Origin of the sequence: Neobacillus sp. NPDC093127 (assembly GCF_044754175.1) — a bacterium.
Lineage (GTDB): Bacteria > Bacillota > Bacilli > Bacillales > Cytobacillaceae > Neobacillus.
In genome coordinates this window covers 66,851-87,044 of record NZ_JBIVOP010000002.1, presented here as the reverse complement: position 1 = coordinate 87,044, position 20,194 = coordinate 66,851, and the positions used below count along the sequence as shown (strand labels likewise).

The window sequence follows — 20,194 nt, the reverse complement described above, 5'->3', positions numbered from 1 at the left end:
TAAAAAATTTTTACAAGATTTTAATTGAAAATTTATAGATTGTAATTAACTGAATCTTCATAACGTTAAATCATTTTTTTGAAAAATAAAAGGCTTGTAAACTCATGTAACCTAGACACGGATTTTGTCGTCTATTAGAATGTGGTCCTTGGCGAGGAATAGTATAGAAGATTGGTAGTTTTCAATATTCGACACAAAAATTCAATTTACGTAGTGCTTAAAAAAGAGTAAAATAAAAGCTGGTCTTTAGCTAGGATAATTGTAAATTAATGATATTTTTATTAAAGGAGAACTCATATGACCGAATTCCAACGCTCTCAAAGGGTAAGTCAGAAAAAAAAGGGGCGAAAAAAACGGATCTTTATCTGGATTTTCGTACCACTATTAATCATTGTCTTAAGCGGGGCTGGATATGCGACTTTTTTACTTAATAAAGCTGAATCCGTTATTAATAAATCGTATAAACCAGTAAATACAACCTCAAAACGGCCAACCCAAGTTAATCCGGATATGGATAACATTTCTATTCTCCTAATGGGCGTTGATGCAGCTAAAAGCCGAGAGAAACAATACGGTGAAGCCATTAGAACGGATGCCTTACTTGTTGCTACCCTCAACAAAAAGGATAAATCAGTTAAACTGTTAAGCATTCCGCGTGACTCCTATGTTCATATTCCTGAAAAAGATATGTATACAAAAATTAATCATGCACACGCATACGGCGGAGCGCGTTTGACGATTGAAACTGTCCAAGAACTTCTCGATATTCCAATTGATTATTATGTAAAAGTCAACTTTTATGCATTCATTGATGTTGTTAATGCTTTAGGCGGAATTGAAGCCGATGTTCCTTATGCGATTTCAGAAAAAGATTCCGAAGATAACCACAATGCAATTCGTTTAAAACCTGGTGTTCAAACATTAACAGGCGAGCAGGCACTTGCTCTTGCCAGAACACGGCATAAAGATTCTGATGTTATGCGCGGGATGAGACAGCAGGAGATTATTAAGTCGATTTTTAAAAAGGCTCTTTCCGTTGGTTCCTTTTCCAAACATGCGGACATGATTGATGCAGTTGGCAACAATATGGAAACAAATATGTCATTCAATGATATGAAATCCTTGATGGATTATGGACTTGCCGGGAGCGGCTTAAACATTGAAACCTTGAACCTTGAGGGTGAAGATAAAACTATTAATAAAATTTACTACTATAAGCTTGATAAACAAAATCTTGAAGAAACAAAATCGATTCTCAAAGCGCATCTTGGTACCGATTCAACTGCTGATAAAGGGACCAATGCTGTCCATGCCAATGCCGACAGTAACGAGGATTCATCGACAAACTAAAGAAAAAGAGCCGCATCACACGAAGTGATACGGCTCTTTTTCTTTAGTCTAATAGCCATGAACTGTCCGTTTCTGGCGCATGAATTCTAACAGCTTCGCTAAATAGTTTCTAGCTCTTTTTCGCTAAATGTCCATTTCTTGTTTAATAGAAAATTTATTGCCAAACCTAAACATGTGGAAACAATCTGAGCTGCGGAAGAATGAATATCCATGTGTTTAACAAATACGTAAAGACATATTGTAGCAAAACCCAGAGTTAGAAAATTAACAACCACAAATTTAAAAACAAGAGATAGCTTTCTTGATTTAGCCTGAAACACCCAATTCTTATTCCAAAAAAAGCTGTTTATCATCCCTAAGCCATACGCTGTGATATTAGCAGCAATATAGTTCATCCCAAAGTACACAAGAACAATAAAGCTTCCTATAGTAATAAGTGTATTAACAATTCCAACAACCCCAAATTTCAGGAATTTTTTCATATTAATTTCCCCTATTTTTCCTGCGATATAATCCCTTAAATATTCTACCCATTTTTTTATTTCTTAGGATATATAAGGAAAAGAGCCTGACCACGGCAGGTCAGGCTCTTCCATATTTATCTATTCCGTTCTGAAGTGACGAGCAGAACGCGCATCATTTTAATTAATGGCCGATAATTTTTTCCGGCAAGGCCAATCATTTCGGCAAACAGTTCAATCATGATCAAAAGAATCACGATGAAGAAAAAGCCGCCAAGCAGCTTTGCTTGTGAAAAGATGATAGCCGCAAGTCCAAAGAAGGCTGCCATCGCATAAATCATCAATACGGTCTGACGATGGGTAAATCCAAGTCTGAGCAGGCAATGGTGCAAATGTGATTTATCCGGCGCAGATAACGGCTTTTTATTAACAATTCGGCGAATGATCGCAAAGAAGGTATCAGAAATCGGCACACCAAGAATAATAATTGGGACAATAAAAGAAATCAAGGTGACGTTTTTAAAGCCCAGAAGCGATAATACCGAAATCATATAGCCTAAGAATAAGGCACCTGTATCACCCATAAAGATTTTTGCGGGGTGGAAATTGTAAATTAGGAACCCAAGAGTACTTGCCAGTACAATCGAGGATACGGCTGTTACATAGCCATCTCCCATAATAATGGCCATCCCAGAAATGGTAATTAAAGCGATGGAAGATACTCCTGCAGCAAGGCCGTCTAAGCCATCAATCAAATTAATCGCATTGGTGATACCGACAATCCAAATAATCGTCAATGGAATACTTAAATAACCAAATTCAATGTGTCCTCCGAAAGGCAGGTTAATAAATTGAACATGTACTCCGCCCCAAATGACAACAATGGCGGCAGCAGCTATTTGGGCGATAAGTTTAACTTTCGCCGAAAGCTCAATCATGTCATCTAGTATTCCAGTAATGACAATGATAATACTTCCAATAATAATCGATAGAGCATACGGATCTTCTGGTCGAAGCACCAGCATACCGATAATGAAGCTTAAGTAAATTGCCAGTCCGCCAAGACGCGGCATAATTTTTTGATGAACTTTTCTGTGATTTGGTTTATCTGTTGCCCCAATTTTGAAAGCAAGTTTTTTAACTAATGGTGTAAGCAGAATTGAACTGATAAAGCATATAATCAGGGTGACGTAGATCATTATGATCCTCCTCGAAACTATTTGCCTATTTAAACAACTTGCAAACAAGCAAAATGAAGTAACTTTATATATTACTTAAAAATTAGTTATCTTATTTAATAACCATTTGTAAACTTTGTAAACTAACGTACCATGTTGGATTATAACACAGCTAGCGCCTATTTAAAATAGATATTATAATTCAATCAAGTTACTAAATATTTCATATATTTCATAATTACTAATTTAATAGAAGAAAATCGATAAAAACTAGCTGAGTCTCAACTCCCATCCTATGCTTGGAAATAAATAAAATATGAGTAATACACCAACATAATAATGGCGGTGTGAGCAGAGCTACGCTTCATCAGTTCAAAGTACTGTCATAACTATTTTCTGTTCAACTGGTTAAATATACTTAATTTATGCGGCGCTCCGCCCCATTTCCACAAAAGGGCATCTTTTTCAGCCCTTTTGCTTTTGTAATTGATAGAGGTTGATTACTTTATCCGTCATGATATTTTGGTCATTTTCCTGCGCCTTTTCTAAGCCTTTGCGAATTAGTTTTTGTTTCAGCTCTTCAGACCCTAAGACGGTTTGAAGGGCGTTTTTCAGCTCGGCGGGATTTTTTGCTTCAACAAGCATCCCGGTCTCTTGTTGGAGCAGGTACTTTAATCCGCCTACATTCGAGCCAACCACCGGCGTCCCGCAGGCCATTGCTTCTAAGGCGACAAGGCCAAACCCCTCAAGATGGGAAGGAAGCACAAATACTTCCGCAGCAGCCATCCATAAAGCAACTTCCGCTTGCTGTTTCGTCCCAAGAAAATGAACACTTTCTTTTAAACCTGTTTCCGCTATCACGGTTTCAAGTTTTTGAAAATACCCTTGGTCCTTATTCGATCCAATTATGTACAATTCATAATCAGGCTGGTCCTTCTTAAGTACTGCGAAGGCCTCAATCAGGTCATTAAGACCTTTTTGCTCAATAATATTGCCAACAAACAACAGCGGCGTTTTATTTTGCGGAATCTCACAGCGCAAACGAGCCGTTGTCTTATCCACTACTTTAAATACTTCCAGATTAACGCCCATATTAATGAGGGAAAGCTTGTCGCGTGAGACACCAAATTCTGTTTCCAGTGTCGTGTATAATTCCTGGCCAACAGCAATGACGTGATCAGCTTCTGCTAAAATGGTTTGGGTCATATTAAATATACGTCCGCTTTTTTTCACCATTTTGTCAATATCGCCGCCATGGGCTGTTACAATAAACCGAGCTCCAAAAAGCTTTTTGTACCATTTTGCCAGCCAGCCGCTTGGAAATACATAATGTGCGTGGACAACCGATGTTCTGTTTCCTTTAAAAAGTAAATGGACTAGAAACGTGAACGCCCATTTTCCATATTTCTTCAGTAAATTCAGTTTACCTTTATTTGGATTGTCAATCGCAATTACATCAACGGCTAAACCTTTATTTCTTAGTGCTTCTACTTGATTTTTCACAAAAATTCCAAAGCTTTTATGTTCGTTCGTGGGGTACATATTTGAAATGACTGTTACTTTATTCTTCATATTTTCTCCTACTGCTTTAATTAAAATGTTTATCATTCATCATAATATATCATGAAATTTGACGAAAAACAGTAAGGAAAGGTTACAATACGCAGAATTTCAGCCAAAATTTACTGTTTCCAGCCAATGAAATTTAAACTGGTTAAACCTTAATAAGAGACCTCAAAAATTCGTGAGTAACCGAATTTTTGAGAGTCTCCAATTTTTTCACATGCTTAAACAGCTTAATCGCGGGCTTCATAGCCATTTGGATTCGTCTGCTGCCATCTCCATGAGTCCTGACACATTTCTTTAATTCCTCTTTGGGCCTCCCAGCCTAGCAAGGTTTTTGCCTTTTTAGAGTCTGCGTAGCAAACTGCAATATCTCCGGGTCTTCTCTCAACAATCTTGTAAGGAATTTCCACTCCAGCGGCCCTTTCAAAGGCTTCAACAAGCTCTAAGACACTATAGCCAGTTCCCGTTCCTAGATTATAAGCCTCTACTCCACTAGTTGGTATTACCCGCTCCAGTGCCTTTAAATGGCCTTGCGCAAGGTCAACAACATGGATGTAATCTCTTACACCCGTCCCATCAACGGTTGGATAATCATTGCCAAACACTTGCAGTTCTTTTAATTTGCCAACGGCCACTTGAGTGATATAGGGCATTAAATTATTGGGAATATCGTTTGGATCCTCGCCAATCCTTCCGCTAGCGTGGGCTCCAATTGGATTAAAGTAACGCAATAAGGCAATACTCCAGCTATTATCAGCAATATATAAATCCGTTAAAATTTCTTCAATCATCAATTTTGTCCGGCCGTAAGGATTTGTTGCACTCAGTGAGAAATCCTCTGAAATCGGAACTCGTTCAGGCATGCCGTAAACCGTTGCCGAAGAACTAAACACTAAGTTTTTCACCGCAAACTTGGCCATCACCTCACAAAGAATGAGGGTTCCTGAAATATTATTATGATAATAATGGAGAGGAATGGATACCGATTCCCCAACCGCCTTTAATCCGGCAAAATGGATTACAGCGTCGATTTGGTTAGTTGAAAATACTTCTTCGAGACCCTCGCGGTCAAGCAGATCCATTTCATAAAACAGGAAGTCTTTACCCGTTATCTCTTTTACTCTAACTAATGATTCAGGCTTACTATTTGAGAAATTATCGATAACAATTATTTCTTTGCCTGCATTTAACAGTTCGACACATGTATGACTGCCAATATAACCTGCCCCGCCCGTCACTAATATTGCCATGACTTATTCCCCCCTCATATCCAAAAATTAATTAACCAAGGTTGATAAATTATACCATGAAATTTGACGATTATCATATTCTAAAAGAGTTGAAAACACTCTTGAAAACGAAAAAAGCCTTTCTCCCTATGGAGAAGGCTCTTCGCTTTTACCCGTGATTGAATCAGTTACTGTGTTTTTACTGACACCTTGATTGGTTCCCTTATCAGTTGGCGGGGGCTGTGGTTCTTCCGCTTGTTTTTCTCTTAATGCTCCATCCTTATCAAAACTATATTGCTTTCCTTCAATCGTTTGTGATCCTGTTACCATCGCTCCGTTGGTGTCTAGATAGTACTTCTTCCCCTTATCCAGAATCCATCCTGTTTGCATGACTCCATCTGCATCAAGATAATACCATTTGTTATCCACCTTGACCCAGCCGATTTGCATAGCGCCATCGCTTTGAAGGTAATACCATCTTCCTTTCAGTTTGATCCAGGCGGTTTGCATCGCCCCATCGCTATTAAGGTAATACCACTTGTTATTAACCTGTATCCAGCCAGTCTGCATAATTCCATCGACATCAAGATAATACCATAATCCCTTAACCTTAACCCAGCCGGTTTGCATCGCACCATCACTAGTAAGGAAATACCATCTTCCCTTCACTTTGACCCAGCCTGTCTGCATGACCCCATTGGTGTTAAGAAAATACCACTTATTGCTGACTTTGACCCAGCCGGTTTGCATGACCCCATCGGCATCAAGATAATACCATTTACCCTCATCTTTAAGCCAGCCTGTTTTCTTGTTGCCATTCTGATAAAAGAACGTCTGCTCATCCATTTGTACCCATCCCTCATTGCCGCTCTGGCACCGTTTAATAAAGCCATCCCAGCGAGGCAGTAAATTTTGCGGGCAATTCTTACCCGTCCAATGCTTATGAGGAACAATATGATCAATCGATATCTTAAATCGACTCATTAAATATTGGACGACTTCGACCGTATTGGAAACCGTCTTCTCGTAATCTCCATCTGCATTCACACACATTTCGATATGGATTGACGTTCGATTTCCCGGTCCATTCCGCCCATCGCCGGCGGCCCATGCCACCTCATCAAACGGGATTGACTGGATGACTTCGTGGTCATCGATTTGCAAATGCCAGGAAGCTGTCCGGTCATTACCGCGCTGCTGTAACCACGCATGTGCCTCAGCATTCGCGCCAGCGGCGGTATTATCGGTTTCATGGATCGTAATGTATTTTGGCGTCAATTCTAGCCCCGGCCGAGTGCTCGTGTTGGAAACAGGAATGAGTCGTTGAATAATATTCATGGCTAATCCTCTCCTTTATTTATTATTTATGCAAAAAGGGAGCATTTGGTCAGGGCTTAGGCTTAATTCAGGACTTTTATCATGCTGTTTCAAAGAAAGAGGCAAAACAACAACAAAATTCACCGGAATTTTAAATCCCAATGGAATAAGGTATAATGGAACCACTATCATATAAAGGGGCAAGAACATGTCAGTTAAACATTTAATCCGGAAGGGTGTTAAAGCCATTAAGCAAAATGGCTTGCAAAACACCCTTCAAAAGACGCAAAGAAGAATATTCACTAAAATGGGTGTTAATCGAGTCTTCAAACGAGAAAACGCTCAGCTCAATGATGTTTACCAACAAATTATCGATCTTTATAAACGGAAAGACATTAACGGATTGGTTATTTTAACATCTGGTCGTGAGTTTGAAGAATTGTATAACCAACGGACAATCAACCTGGCAAAATACTTAGCTGAGCAAGGGATTGCCGTCCTCTTTGTCGCTTGGCAATGGGACGATCAGGAAAAGCTGCAAAAGAGCTATCAAAAGGTTTACAAGAATATCTTTCAGGTTCCTGTTTACGACTTCACATATCATCTCGAAAAATTGACGATTCTTGATGAAATCAGAACTAAAACGTATATCACGACATTCCCTGCGAAGCTATTCTATGGAAGCACAGACCAACTTAAAAAATCTGGGTATAAAATTATTTATGACATCATGGATGAATGGGAAGAATTCTACAAAACAGGAGATGCTTCGTGGTACAATCGCGGTGTAGAAGAGTCATTTGTGCAAATAGCCAATCTTGTTACCGTCGTTTCCCAGCCATTAAAAGACAAATTTTCATTTATTAGAAATGATATTGATGTGATTGGCAATGGGTATAATCCAGCATTGTCCGGGAAAGGGAATATCTCTTTGCGACAGGAACTGCCCGATGGAAAAATTCATATCGGGTACTTTGGACATCTGACCCCTTCATGGTTTGATTGGGATCTCATTTTTTCCTTAGCAAAAAACAAGCAGTTCTATTTCCACTTTATCGGTCATGGCGCGCCAGAAGAAATTTTAGCGAAGATTGATTCACTTCCCAACTGTAAGTTCTATGGGAAGGTCCATCCAAGTGAGCTTCATACATTTGTTGAAAAATGGCATATCGGGATTATTCCTTTTAAGCCAAGTAAACTATCAGAAGCAGTAGACCCGATTAAAATATATGAATACTTATATTTTGGGTTACCTACCGTTTCTACTGGAATTCCTCATATCGGAACCTATCCGTTCGTTACACACTGCCAAAATGAATTAGAGGTAACGGAAACGATTTTAAAGGATTATCAGCAATTGCTTGATTCCAAGCTGCAATACAAGGACTTGGAAGCCTTTTTGGAGAAAACAACATGGGATGAGCGTTTTGCGGAACTAGTAAAAAGACTGGCTTCCAACTAATAAAGAAGAGCGGCACTGTCGGACAGTTGCCGCTCTTCCTTAGTTAATCAGGGATTTATATAATTGTTTGTAAGTAGAAATCATAATTTGGTTACTGAACTTTTCATTAAAGTCTTGCTGGGCCTGACCCTCGATTGCAAGACGCTTTTCTGGATGATCAATCAATGTCATCACCCGATCAACAAATGCTTGAACATCCTTTTTTTCAACAAGAAAGCCATTAACATTGTCCTGGATCACTTCCGCTGTATTTCCAACGTCCGTTACGACGACTGCTTTCCCGTAGGCCATTGCTTCAAGGAGCGTAAGCGGTGCCCCCTCCCATAGGGATGTCATCGCAAAAATGTCGATAACCTTAAACAATTCATTTACTTTGGATACATGGCCGATAAATCTTATATTATCAACACCCTCGGCAATATTTCGTAAGGATTGGCTATAGTCCTGCGAACCTTCTCCTGGTATTAAAAAGACAAGCTGATCATATTTTTGATTCAACATTTTCGCAGCTTCAATAAAGTATTCTAAACCTTTTTGAACATCAATCCGTGAAAGGGTGCTAATAACAAACGAATTCTCAGGGAGTCCAAATTCTCTTTTCAACTCTTCTTTCGTCCGTTCTGTCGGGGACACTCTTTCTGAATCAATCGAGTTTCTTATGACAACCGTTTTCTTCTTATTCATGATTTTAAAATTAGCTAAATTGAAATTTTCAACCGTTTTTGAAACGGACACAATCGAGTCCACCAGATTGAGGTAAAAGCTATACTTCAATCTCCCCCACGGATTTTCGAAAAAATGATAGGTATTATGGGTTGTTTCGATTACTTTGACACCGGCTAGTTTGGCCGCAAGTATTCCATGAAAGGAAAAATGGACTTGAACGATATCAAACTGTCCTTCTTTCATATAGTTTTTCAACTTATTGATTCTCGGGATTTTCTTTTGTTCATTGATTTCATAGCAGGTAAAGCCTTTTTCTTTAAGTCGTTCAGCAACTACACCGCCTTTAAAGCAGGCTACACTTGCTTCAAATTCCTGATCATTCGTATTTTTAACAAGATTGTAGATAACCTCTTCTAAACCGCCCTTATCTAGCGAATCACATACATGAAGAACTTTTATTTTTTTCATAAAATTACCTCTTTACTATATTCAGAAAAACTTATCAATTATTTTCCTTTAACTTCTGCGCCATAAAATCAAGTAATCCTTCTCTAATTTCTTTTTTTTGCAGGGCAAACTCGATGGTTGTTTCTATAAAACCGAGCTTTTCTCCGACGTCATACCGTTTGCCCTCAAATTCATAGGCAAAAACACGCTGAATTTCATTTAGCTTCTGAATCGCATCCGTCAGTTGTATTTCTCCGCCGGCGCCAATTTCTTGTTTATCAAGAAACATGAAAATTTCCGGTGTCAAGATGTACCTGCCAATGATGGCAAGATTAGATGGCGCGGTTCCTGGGTTTGGTTTTTCTACAAATTGACGCACCTGGTATCTTCTATTATCCTGTTCCAATGGGTCAATGACCCCGTAGCGGTGTGTTTCTGTTTCAGCTACCTGCATAACCCCAATGACCGAAGAAAGAGTATGTTCATATTCATTAATCAGCTGGCGCAAACATGGTGTTTCTGCCTGGACAATATCATCACCTAAAAGAACAGCAAAGGGTTCATCACCAATGAAATTTCTTGCACACCAGACTGCATGCCCAAGACCCCTTGGCTCCTTTTGACGGATATAATGTATATCAACTAGATTCGATGAGGCTTGAACACTTTCAAGGAGCTCAAACTTTTTCTTTTCGAATAAGGTTTGTTCTAGTTCAAATGCATGATCAAAATGATCTTCAATCGCCCTTTTTCCTTTTCCGGTAACAATAATAATATCTTCAATCCCCGATTCTATTGCTTCTTCAACAATATATTGAATTGTAGGTTTATCGACAATTGGGAGCATTTCTTTAGGCATCGCCTTTGTTGCTGGCAAGAACCGGGTACCTAGTCCGGCAGCGGGAATAATCGCTTTTCTAACTTTTTTCATGTTAAAAAAATCTCCTTTTTACCATTTTAAATTTGTATGAGTCCATTTCAATTATTTCATACTTAAATTTATTAGACAACAATCCCCTTAAAAGCAAAACCTTTTCCAATTGGGACTGGAAAAGGTTCCTTAATCATTCAGCTATGTCTTTTTGCGTTTTTTGGGAATTATTTTTATAGAGATAGACCATTATGATGGCAATATAGATGCTTACTGCCGGGGCCGAGAATACATGCCCTGCTAAGACTGAAACACCTATCCCGATTATGAGTCCCAAAAACATTAAGATATTTTCGAAGCTAAAAAAGGTTCGGCCATTTTTGAGTAAGGATCTAAAAAATGACAGTAAAAAGTAAACAATTGGTATCATATACAATAGAAAACCAATGATTCCAAAAGCGTAGAATAAATCAAAAAAGTCCATTTCGATCATTTTGGTTCTACTGTTTTCCTTTGTTGTTGAATAGCCTAAACCGAATAACTTTTGACCAAAATTCGCCTCTTTGAACTCGAGGTTCTTATTCACAAGGAAAATATCCCTGCTGCTTAACAGCAGTCTAATTACTTTATTCGTTTTTACCGGAGTATGTGTTTCCGTCGTGGGTTTGCCTGCCTCTGATTCTGTTTCTTCAGCAGCTGCCTTTTCTTGTGCTTCTAACTTTTGAGTGTTTTGTTTCAAATTATCTAATGCACTTGTATTTAATGAAAACGTTGTTAATGCCGATAAAACAAAAATCGATAAAATTAGATTAACCATTAATTTTCTTCTGTTTACATTAGATTTTAAGAAAAATGGAATTATGACTAATACTATCGTTACAGCAATAAAGAAGAACGAGGATATCATCCCAACTTTTGTTCCTACGATCAAACAAGAAATTAATATCAATAGCGATGGCAGCCAATAATAACTATCTTTCCAGTTATTTGTATGTTTTAAGGAGTAGATAATCACCAGTGGTGAACAGATGGCCATAATCGCACTAATTTCATTCCCAGAAGAAAACCAGCCTTTAGAGCCGACACCGTAATTATAACTTTTTATTGCCGTACCCGTGAACACTGATACAATCATCACTAAGCCTACAATGGTCATACCAAAGACAATTTTGTTTAGCAGGACATCTGTTTTTTTATTTTTAATGTAATCCCAAACAAAATAATAAGAGAAAAGCATGAGGATGAAATAGATCGTTTTGGTAATAAATTTTATTTCTTCCACTAAGTTAAATGTGACTTTTGATTGGTAACCGATGAACAAGTTCAAAAACAATACGACAAATAATGCAATGAAGTAGCCAAGAATTATCTTTCTGTTATTCTTAATGGCGGAAAATGTAATATAAACGGCTGTTATTGCAAACATGATGGTTCGGACAATTACACCAAATGTTAGGCTCGTTTTTATATAATGCATTGAAAAACTAGTTAGTAAATCTAAAATTGGCTGGATAGCAATAAAGATAATTAACATTTTCTCCATTAAATGGTTTTTCCCCAAGCTTTTAGTCAATCTGTACACGTCCTTTTATTTCTTTTCATATTCTGCTGCTGTTATGTTAACATCATTTCTCTACATTTCATCCACTTTTTCATTTTATTAGTATACCAAGCTAATGAGTAGAAATCTAATAAAACTTTCCTTTTGTATATTGTGTTATTTTGGCAATAAAAAACCTAGGCATTCTTAGAATCCCTAAGTTTTTTTAGAAGCTAGTTTTCGTAAGAAAATGTGTTGCTTTGTGAAAGGATCTTATTATTTGAATCCATTACCTTTACGACAATTGTAAAATTGTCTTTCTTATCTGGGAATGGCAGCCGAATCTCGGTTTCATCACCGGATACTCTCGCAATATATTTATCATTAACATAAACATAGCTTTGTTCTGTAAAATACTCACCTTTAAGCAGCAGCATTTTCTTGTCGCCGTCCATCTCCATAGAAGCTGTTGTAATTTTTGGATCTTTATAGCCCAAACGATAACTCTTACTTGGCTGGATTACCTGTTTATCTGCAATTCCATACATTTTTCCGAACAGTAAATCGTACTGTAGCTGCTTAATATCGGAAAGGACCGTATCATTTACGTGATCCTCTGCAAGGAAATCAGGTCTGGTAATCCTATTTAAACTGCCCTCTTGATACTGATCAAACAAATAATTAGTTAGATAGTTGCCTTTAACTCCAACCCGGTCTAGTAATATCGGTGCAACCAGCGATGCTCCGATATTCAGCTCCTCTTTTTTGCCGGAGAAATTATCCCAAACAAGCAATGGTGTAGTATGCATTCTTTTATACTCATCAAAGTCATCTGCCTCATTGTAATAACCCGCTTCACGATAAACTTTGTAATCCGAACCCAATATCGGTAAATGGTCGCCAAAGAAGACGACAATCGTTTTTCTTTTTGTATTGTTTAATTCGGTGATTAGTCTTTCAAGCTGTTTATCGATTTCTGCAAGATTGTCAGAATACACTTCCAAGATATTTTTTGTATCTGGTGAGAATTTATTGCCATTGGTTAATTCAGCTTCTATGCTGGCATATTTTTTCTTTCCAGTCGAGGAATAAGGTCCATGATTCTGGGTTGTAACCGCAAAAATAAAATTAGGTTTATTGCCTCGATTTATTTTTCGCATGATTTCATCTGTCATTGTTTTATCATGATAGAAGTTCCCGTCACGAATAGGGCTTGTCATATATTCCAAACTCACAAAGCGATCAAACCCGAGGTTTTTATACACATAGGACCGCTGGTAAAACCAGTGATGAAAGGAATGAATTGCTGTTGTTTCATACCCGCTTTGACGAAAAATATTCGGTAATGCTGGAATCGGTTTCGTTACATAATTTAAATATGGAACAGAGCCTGCTGGTAGGAATTGAGTCGACACACCTGTTAACGCTTCAAATTCTGTATTAGCTGTTGAACCGCCAAATACCGGAACAGCTAGCATGCCGCCTGATTGCTCCTTCTGCATTTTGTGGAAAAAAGGGATTGGGTCTTTATTAAATTCAACATTTGTTAGTAAAGTAGGATCCCAAAATGCCTCGCTCATGATGACAACGACATTGGGCTGCTCCGATTCACTGCTCTTAGACTCCTTCGTTTGAGCAATAATCTCCTCAATCGTCTGTTGTGAATAGTTTTTCGGCTTTTCAATTGTTAATAAATCCATATTTTGTAAAAAAGCTCCTACGACTCCATCAATTGCTGTCGTTTCCTTCTGATTCCAAACAAACTTGGAGATTTTGAGATTTCTCTTTAAATAGGTGCCCTCTTGCTTGGCTTCCACATGATAAACACCAAGAAAAGCAAATAAGAATAATACGGCCAGCGTAATTTGGAGCCCATTTCTTTGTTTCTGATTTGGAACTTTAATGATTGTAAATACCAATAACCCAATAAGAATTACCGCTCCGACAATCATCCACGTTACAATGCTGCCTGTAAAAAAATCCATCATGTTGGCTGCTTCAGAGCTCAGAAGGAGGTCAGGCGGTAAAACTGGCTCGCCGCGTATTTCCAATTTAATCCTGCTAGCAATCGCAAGAACAATAAATGGCACAGTCATAATGAACGTTAACAAAATGTATAGCTTTCGGCGAAAGAGCCTTAGTACACTAAATAGCGGGAAAAGAATGATAAAGTTATATGCAAAGGGCTTGGTTTTCCCCTTTAACCAAATATATGATTCATGAAAGCTGCCCCGATAAATCCATTCCACGACTAAAATTAGTAGATAAACATATAAAGCTGTAATAGCAAAAGAAAGGATAGAATCTTTAATTTTCTTCCACATGGCTAACTCCTTTATTGAAAATTCATCGAATTTCGGAAAATTCTATTATATTTTTTAACGTTGATAGGAAGTGGTTCTCATTTGATACGATACACGATTCATCCTTGTCAGTAAATACTTTTTAGTGGAACGAAAGTTATTTTTATCCACTATTTAGCCACTGGTTTATTTCCCTTTTAGCAGGATTTTTCTCACTAGAGACTAGAGGAAAATTATTGATTTGCTTGGCCAAATTGTGTAAAATCAACTGTTAGTAGTTTATTAATTCACCTGATGAAATACACAGGAGGGACTAAATTGGCGATTGAAACATTACAAAACAGCCCCTTAAGGCAGGCTCAACAAACAATGGTAGAAATGTTGTTGGCCGTTGATTATATTTGTAAAACAGAGAATATATCATACTGGATAACGGATGGTACACTACTCGGTTCCGAGCGGCATAAAGGATTTATTCCTTGGGATGATGATGCCGATATCGGTATGCTGCGAGAGGATTATTCGAGGTTTAAACGCGTCGTAGAAGCAAAACTGCCCAAAAAGTTTACAATAGAAACGGAAACAGTTCATACACATGGAAAACACAATTGGTTAAAGATTTTGTATCTTGAGGATTTTGATTGGATTGATTGGCACGGTATTAAACGGAGAGGCATTTCAATCGATATTTTTCCATATGATTACGTCACCGAAAAAGGTAAAAAGACAGCCGCAGAGAAATTAGTTAATCGAATTGCCAGCATTAAATATCCTGCAGAGGCAAACAATATCAAAAACAAACTGAGAAGGATTATCTATAAGCTGGAAATTCATAATATTTATTCTCGGTTTAGGACAAAGTCTGATTATATTACTTACGGGATTGAAACACCTTATTACGGGTGGGCCTATTATAATATTAACGATATTTTCCCATTAAAAGAAGGCATTTTTGAAGATCACTGGTTTAAAATCCCCGGCAATCCGAGCCATTACTTAACGACTAGTTATGGGGAAAATTATATGGAACTTCCCGAGGAAAGCAATCGCCAAAGCCACATGGCTGATCTAAAAATGATAGAATAAGAAAAGCGCAAGCACCCTGGTCAGCTGCGTATTGCCTGGAGCGCTCCAAGTGAGTATGGGAAACACGAAGAGCGGAGCGCATCCGTGCTTGACTTATCGTAGGGCGGAGAGCGAAGGACTTTAGCCGCTAAGGCGCTGGAGCTGGACAATTCTCGAAGTCGAAATTAATAATTTCTTATCTCTAAATAATCAAGTGCATGTTAATTGGCACTCTTCATGGAGAAAGGCAAACTGGTGTTTTATGCAAAAATCATCTCTCATTAAAAATGTTATCTACAAAGTATTATTAAATGTATTTAATATCGTCATCCCTATATTAGTTGGCCCTTATGTCTATCGCACACTTGGACCTAATTCTATCGGAATGGTACAACGGTCCGAAACCATTTTTAATTACTTTTTCATTTTTGCAGTATTTGGGGTCTATCAATATGGGCTAAGAGAAATGAGCCGAATTAAAGATGATCAGACAAAGGTAAACCAATTCTTTACTAGTATGCTAACGATCAGTATGAGTACAAGTGTCCTTTCTTTAGTGGCTTTCTTACTATTTTCTTTTTGGGGATATGGAAATCAAGCCCTTTTTCCAATCTTAATGATTTATGCTGTCAACTTAATCGGAAATATCTTTTATGTTGAATGGGTAAATGAAGCTAGTGAAAAGTATAATTTTATTACAATTAAGACTATCTTAATAAAGCTGGTCTATCTATCTTTATTATTTACGCTTGTAAAAAGCTCCCATGATTATAAGCACTATGCCGTTTTGTTAATTCTAACGACTTTCCTAAATAATATTGTCAGCTTTATTTATATTAAAAGAAAAATTAAACTAGATTTTTCTAATATCACTATCAAAAAGCATATTAAGCCGCTATTATTAGTCGTTGCTTTTTCCAATGCAAATATTCTTTTTGTTCAGTTGGACCGTTTCATGTTAGGTGAGTTTATAAATAATAAGTCTGTTTCCTTCTATGTGATGGCCCAGCAAATAATGGGAATTATTAATACTTTAATGCTTAGTATTATTCAGGTTACAATTCCGCGCTTATCTTATTTATCCGGGTCAGCGGATGAGGGCTCATATCTCAAACTGTTAAATAATATTTCCAAAGTGTATTTTGCCTTTCTGTTCCCTGCCTCCATTGGACTTTTGGTTACCTCTGATGCGGGAATTCTGTTATATGGGGGACATAAATATGCCAGTGCCCAAAGTACACTTGCCATCTTTGCCATCTATATGATTTCGTTAGGTATTGAATCGATTTTATCCAATCAAGTGATTTATGTGAAGCGAAAAGAAAATATTCTTGTGAGATTGGTCTTTATTTCCGGGATTCTTAACCTTCTTTTCAATACAGCATTAATTCAGTTGAAATGGTTTTCACCAACAACCGCCATTCTTACTACAGCTATTTCTAATTATGTATTAGTGATAATGGAGTATATTTTTATTCGCAAATATTTAAAAGTCGACTACTCGATATTTACTTTTTCCAAAACTAAATATTTCTTCTACTCGTTGTTGTTTATCCCGATTTCATTGCTATTACGACTATTTATCTCACACTACATTCCCTTGTTTATCGTAACAGTAATCGTTTGTTTGTTTGTTTATGCGGCGATTCTATTTTTCACAAAAGACGAAATCCTTACTCTTTTTATCAATAAGATAAAAGGACGCTTTGGAAAACTAGCATAACGTGGATACTAGGGGATAAAGAGGGGTGTCCAGAATTCTGGACACCCCTCTTTTGTTTACTTTTTCCAAACACCATCGTTTCCAATGAGATAGCCTTGGATAGTAGTATTCTTTGCCATTGAGCCATCGCCTAACAGAAAATACCACTTGCCATTTTCATTTAACCAGCCGGTCTTCATCTCACCGCTCTTTTGTAGATAATACCATTTATTCCCCAAAAGAAGCCAGCCTGTTTTCATGGCTCCCTTTTGATCAAGGTAGTACCATGCGCTTCCTGACTTCCACCAGCCCGTTTTCATGGCTCCACTGCCATCAAGGTAGTACCACACGCTTCCGGATTTCAACCAACCCGTTTTCATGGCTCCACTGCCATCAAGGAAGTACCATTTTCCGCTAGTCATAATCCAGCCGACCTTCATCGAGCCGCTGTTGTCCAAATAGTACCATTTTCCATTTGATTGAATCCAGCCAGTTTTCATTACTCCACTGCTGTCAAAGAAGTACCAAATATTAGTGTCTAAACGCTGCCATCCGATCGCTTTTCCATCTGATTTCAGGTAATACCAACTTCCCCGGTCAAGTACCCAGCCACTTTGCACACTACCATCCGAACTAAAGTAGTAAAGTACTCCATCAATTTCCTTCCAGCCGATTTGCATCGCACCATTATCATTTAAATAATATTTCTTCGAACCACTTTCATACCAGCCGGTGTGCATGAACCCATCCTTTAGGAATAGGTACCACTTATCATCAATTTTCTGCCAGCCTGTGACTCTGACACCGTCGCTAAAGAATCTCCACTTTCCTTCCTCCCATTTCCATCCGTATAATTTCGGTGTCTTGAAGGAAGCGTTTAAACTGGTTTCAGAGACTTTTTTCCACCCATCAACTGCGATGATTTCAAGATTGTACGCAGTTTCAGGAGTTAAATTGGCCAGTTCAGCGGATATTCTTTTTTTCGGAGGACCGCTTTCCCAAAATGGCATATTTAACGTATAAATCACAGAACCATTATTTTTAATAACATATTTTTCAATCACGGTATCATCAATTGCTGCGTCCCACGAAATAGTGACCTTATCCCCATTGATATTTTTATCTATTGTAGCGGTTGATCCTGGTCCAAAATATGGATTTTGCTCATCTCCATAAGTCTTTTCAAATGGGGTTGGGACTGTAAATGTTTGAATCCATTGATGATTGGTTAGATCTCTTGCCTTAATCTCTACCCTATCTGAATAAACATTAACGAGCAAACCTTGTGATAACTTATTATACCCCGCGTCAGAGAAGGTATAGGCAACTGAACCCGCATTTACCATCGTAAATCCATCCTGATAGATGGTTCTCGGGTGATTTAATAGATAATGAGAATGACCTGAAAACAGAATGACTTGTGGATATTGCTTTAATAAATCTGAAAGTCTGCTATCTTGAAAGCCCGCACCCCAATCGTCACTTCCGTACACAGTGCCATCAATTGCTTGATGCAAAAATACAAAGATTGGCTTTGTCTCTTCAGCTTGATCCGCTAATGTTTCCTCAAGCCAGCTATATTGTTTATCGGTAATATTAGCATGGTCATGGTCTGTTTGGCTTGGAAATCCCTCACCACCGAGCGTTATAAAATGATATCCTTCAATCCATTTATCATAATAAACTTGTGAGCCATCTCCCGGCATTCCTGTCTTCTCTACAAATCTCTTCATAAAAAAATATAGATCCCATTCTGCTCCGGCGAAGACCCCTTCAAAGTATTCATGGTTTCCGATGGTGATTACTTTCTCGGCATCCTTATTAATATTTGTATTTAAAATCAGATTAAAATTATCGTAATCCTGTTCTGTCCCGTTATCCGTGATATCGCCTACCATCGCAATTGCTTGATATTTTGGAGCAACCATCCGGTAATCGTTAAGGGCGTTGGTAAATCGCGCCTTTTGAATTTCTTCTCCAATATGAATATCACTCATGACAGGGAATTGTAGCAGCGGATTATCCAATTGTTCGCTTGATCCTGCCGCTTCAGCGATGTGCAGTGGTTTCATCCAGCCTATTATCATCATTAATGACATTAAAGCAACTAATCTATATTTCAAAAAATCTCTCTCCAATTCTACTTTATTTTAATTCATAGAGGATTTTACCTCATTTTCCAAGAAAATACTAGACTGTACTCTATTAAATTAACAAATTTTTTCCAAGCTTTAATTCTGAGTAGCGAAAAGAGGAAAAAAAAGACCCACACCATTTTTAGATGATGTGGGTCTGTTTTTTTGCTATGAATTTTAGTAAAGCTTATTTTTTAAACGTCTTTAGCAGGAATTTCGGCAAAATTAACTGGCGCTTCCAACGCCACGGTTCTTTGACTAAACGGTAGAACCATTCCAATCCAAGCGTTTGGAAAACTTCCGGCGCACGTTTAAGATTGCCGGAAATCACATCATACGATCCGCCTACCCCCTGAAAAACACAAGGAGTTACTTGATTCATGTGATTGACAATCCAATGTTCCTGAGCCGGACTTCCTAACGCAACAAAGATAATTTCCGGTTGATGCTGATTAATCGTATCAACGATTACCTGTTCGTCTTTTTCGTAACCATGTAAGGTCCCGACTATTTGGATTTCCGGAAATTGCTTTTCAAGCTCCGTCTTCGCCGCATCGGCTACACCCGGCTTGCCACCGTACAAAAAGATTCGTTTCCCTTGCTCCGCCCCTGTTTTGCAAAGCTTGAGCATCATATCAATTCCGGTTACACGGCTTTTCACCCGGCCGCCTTTCAATTTCGAGGCTAAAATAACGCCAATTCCATCTGGAATCTGGTAATCGGCACGGTTCAAAAGCGTTCTGAGTGCTTCATCCTCTTGGGCCTTCATGATTTTCTCCGGATTAATAGCGACAATAAATGATTTCTTCTTATTTTCGATATCCTGCATTAATAATGATGCGAGCTGGTCGTAATCATAATCACAAACATCAACGCCGAGAAAGTTTTCTTTCATAATGTAC

Annotated in this window: 15 protein-coding genes; 4 read left to right on the top strand and 11 right to left on the bottom strand. The window is 38.1% G+C overall.

Translation table 11 applies throughout. The features are described from left to right. Positions 1–297: 297 nt before the first annotated feature. Positions 298–1,350 carry an LCP family protein gene (locus ACIQCO_RS03560; protein ID WP_400426033.1) on the top strand — a complete coding sequence of 351 codons (1,053 nt, stop codon included), beginning with the start codon at positions 298–300 and terminating at the stop codon, positions 1,348–1,350. 98 nt (positions 1,351–1,448) lie between these two features. On the opposite strand, the gene ACIQCO_RS03555 is transcribed toward ACIQCO_RS03560, so the two are convergent. From ACIQCO_RS03555 to ACIQCO_RS03535, 5 genes are all read right to left on the bottom strand, one after another. Next, entirely contained in the window at positions 1,449–1,832 is a 384-nt protein-coding gene (locus ACIQCO_RS03555; protein WP_400426031.1) for a GtrA family protein, read from the bottom strand. 116 nt (positions 1,833–1,948) lie between these two features. Further along, on the bottom strand, positions 1,949–3,010 hold the full coding sequence (locus ACIQCO_RS03550; protein WP_400426029.1) for a glycosyltransferase family 4 protein: 1,062 nt from the start codon (positions 3,008–3,010) through the stop codon (positions 1,949–1,951). Between the two features lie 444 nt (positions 3,011–3,454). Next, positions 3,455–4,561: a glycosyltransferase gene (locus ACIQCO_RS03545; protein WP_400426027.1), complete on the bottom strand. Its 1,107-nt coding sequence runs from the start codon at positions 4,559–4,561 to the stop codon at positions 3,455–3,457. Between the two features lie 224 nt (positions 4,562–4,785). Next, on the bottom strand, positions 4,786–5,805 hold the full coding sequence (gene galE, locus ACIQCO_RS03540) for a UDP-glucose 4-epimerase GalE (RefSeq protein WP_400426026.1): 1,020 nt from the start codon (positions 5,803–5,805) through the stop codon (positions 4,786–4,788). Between the two features lie 126 nt (positions 5,806–5,931). Further along, positions 5,932–7,122 carry an N-acetylmuramoyl-L-alanine amidase gene (locus tag ACIQCO_RS03535; protein ID WP_400426024.1) on the bottom strand — a complete coding sequence of 397 codons (1,191 nt, stop codon included), beginning with the start codon at positions 7,120–7,122 and terminating at the stop codon, positions 5,932–5,934. A 187-nt stretch (positions 7,123–7,309) separates the two neighbouring features. Here ACIQCO_RS03535 and ACIQCO_RS03530 point away from each other — a divergent pair, with 187 nt between their 5' ends. Continuing rightward, entirely contained in the window at positions 7,310–8,563 is a 1,254-nt protein-coding gene (locus ACIQCO_RS03530; RefSeq protein ID WP_400426022.1) for a glycosyltransferase, read from the top strand. Between the two features lie 39 nt (positions 8,564–8,602). Here the strand turns inward: ACIQCO_RS03530 and ACIQCO_RS03525 are convergent, their stop codons facing one another. The 4 genes from ACIQCO_RS03525 to ACIQCO_RS03510 all read right to left on the bottom strand — a co-directional run bounded on the left by ACIQCO_RS03525 (position 8,603) and on the right by ACIQCO_RS03510 (position 14,411). Continuing rightward, positions 8,603–9,697, bottom strand: a complete 1,095-nt coding sequence (locus ACIQCO_RS03525; protein ID WP_400426020.1) for a glycosyltransferase family 4 protein — start codon at positions 9,695–9,697, stop codon at positions 8,603–8,605. A gap of 34 nt (positions 9,698–9,731) precedes the next feature. Beyond that, positions 9,732–10,607, bottom strand: a complete 876-nt coding sequence (galU, locus tag ACIQCO_RS03520; RefSeq protein ID WP_400426018.1) for a UTP--glucose-1-phosphate uridylyltransferase GalU — start codon at positions 10,605–10,607, stop codon at positions 9,732–9,734. Positions 10,608–10,740: 133 nt separating this feature from the next. Next, positions 10,741–12,120: an O-antigen ligase family protein gene (locus ACIQCO_RS03515; RefSeq protein ID WP_400426016.1), complete on the bottom strand. Its 1,380-nt coding sequence runs from the start codon at positions 12,118–12,120 to the stop codon at positions 10,741–10,743. Positions 12,121–12,320: 200 nt separating this feature from the next. After that, positions 12,321–14,411, bottom strand: coding sequence for an LTA synthase family protein (locus ACIQCO_RS03510; protein WP_400426014.1), 2,091 nt, complete (start codon positions 14,409–14,411; stop codon positions 12,321–12,323). 297 nt (positions 14,412–14,708) lie between these two features. Here ACIQCO_RS03510 and ACIQCO_RS03505 point away from each other — a divergent pair, with 297 nt between their 5' ends. Both ACIQCO_RS03505 and ACIQCO_RS03500 read left to right on the top strand, forming a co-directional pair. Then, positions 14,709–15,476 (top strand): LicD family protein, encoded by a 768-nt coding sequence (locus tag ACIQCO_RS03505; RefSeq protein WP_400426012.1) that lies wholly within the window; start codon positions 14,709–14,711, stop codon positions 15,474–15,476. Between the two features lie 241 nt (positions 15,477–15,717). Next, on the top strand, positions 15,718–17,178 hold the full coding sequence (locus ACIQCO_RS03500; protein WP_400426010.1) for an oligosaccharide flippase family protein: 1,461 nt from the start codon (positions 15,718–15,720) through the stop codon (positions 17,176–17,178). A gap of 56 nt (positions 17,179–17,234) precedes the next feature. On the opposite strand, the gene ACIQCO_RS03495 is transcribed toward ACIQCO_RS03500, so the two are convergent. After that, positions 17,235–19,280 carry a metallophosphoesterase gene (locus ACIQCO_RS03495; RefSeq protein WP_400426008.1) on the bottom strand — a complete coding sequence of 682 codons (2,046 nt, stop codon included), beginning with the start codon at positions 19,278–19,280 and terminating at the stop codon, positions 17,235–17,237. A gap of 199 nt (positions 19,281–19,479) precedes the next feature. Next, positions 19,480–20,187: a WecB/TagA/CpsF family glycosyltransferase gene (locus ACIQCO_RS03490; RefSeq protein WP_400426006.1), complete on the bottom strand. Its 708-nt coding sequence runs from the start codon at positions 20,185–20,187 to the stop codon at positions 19,480–19,482. Between the last annotated feature and the right edge of the window lie 7 nt (positions 20,188–20,194).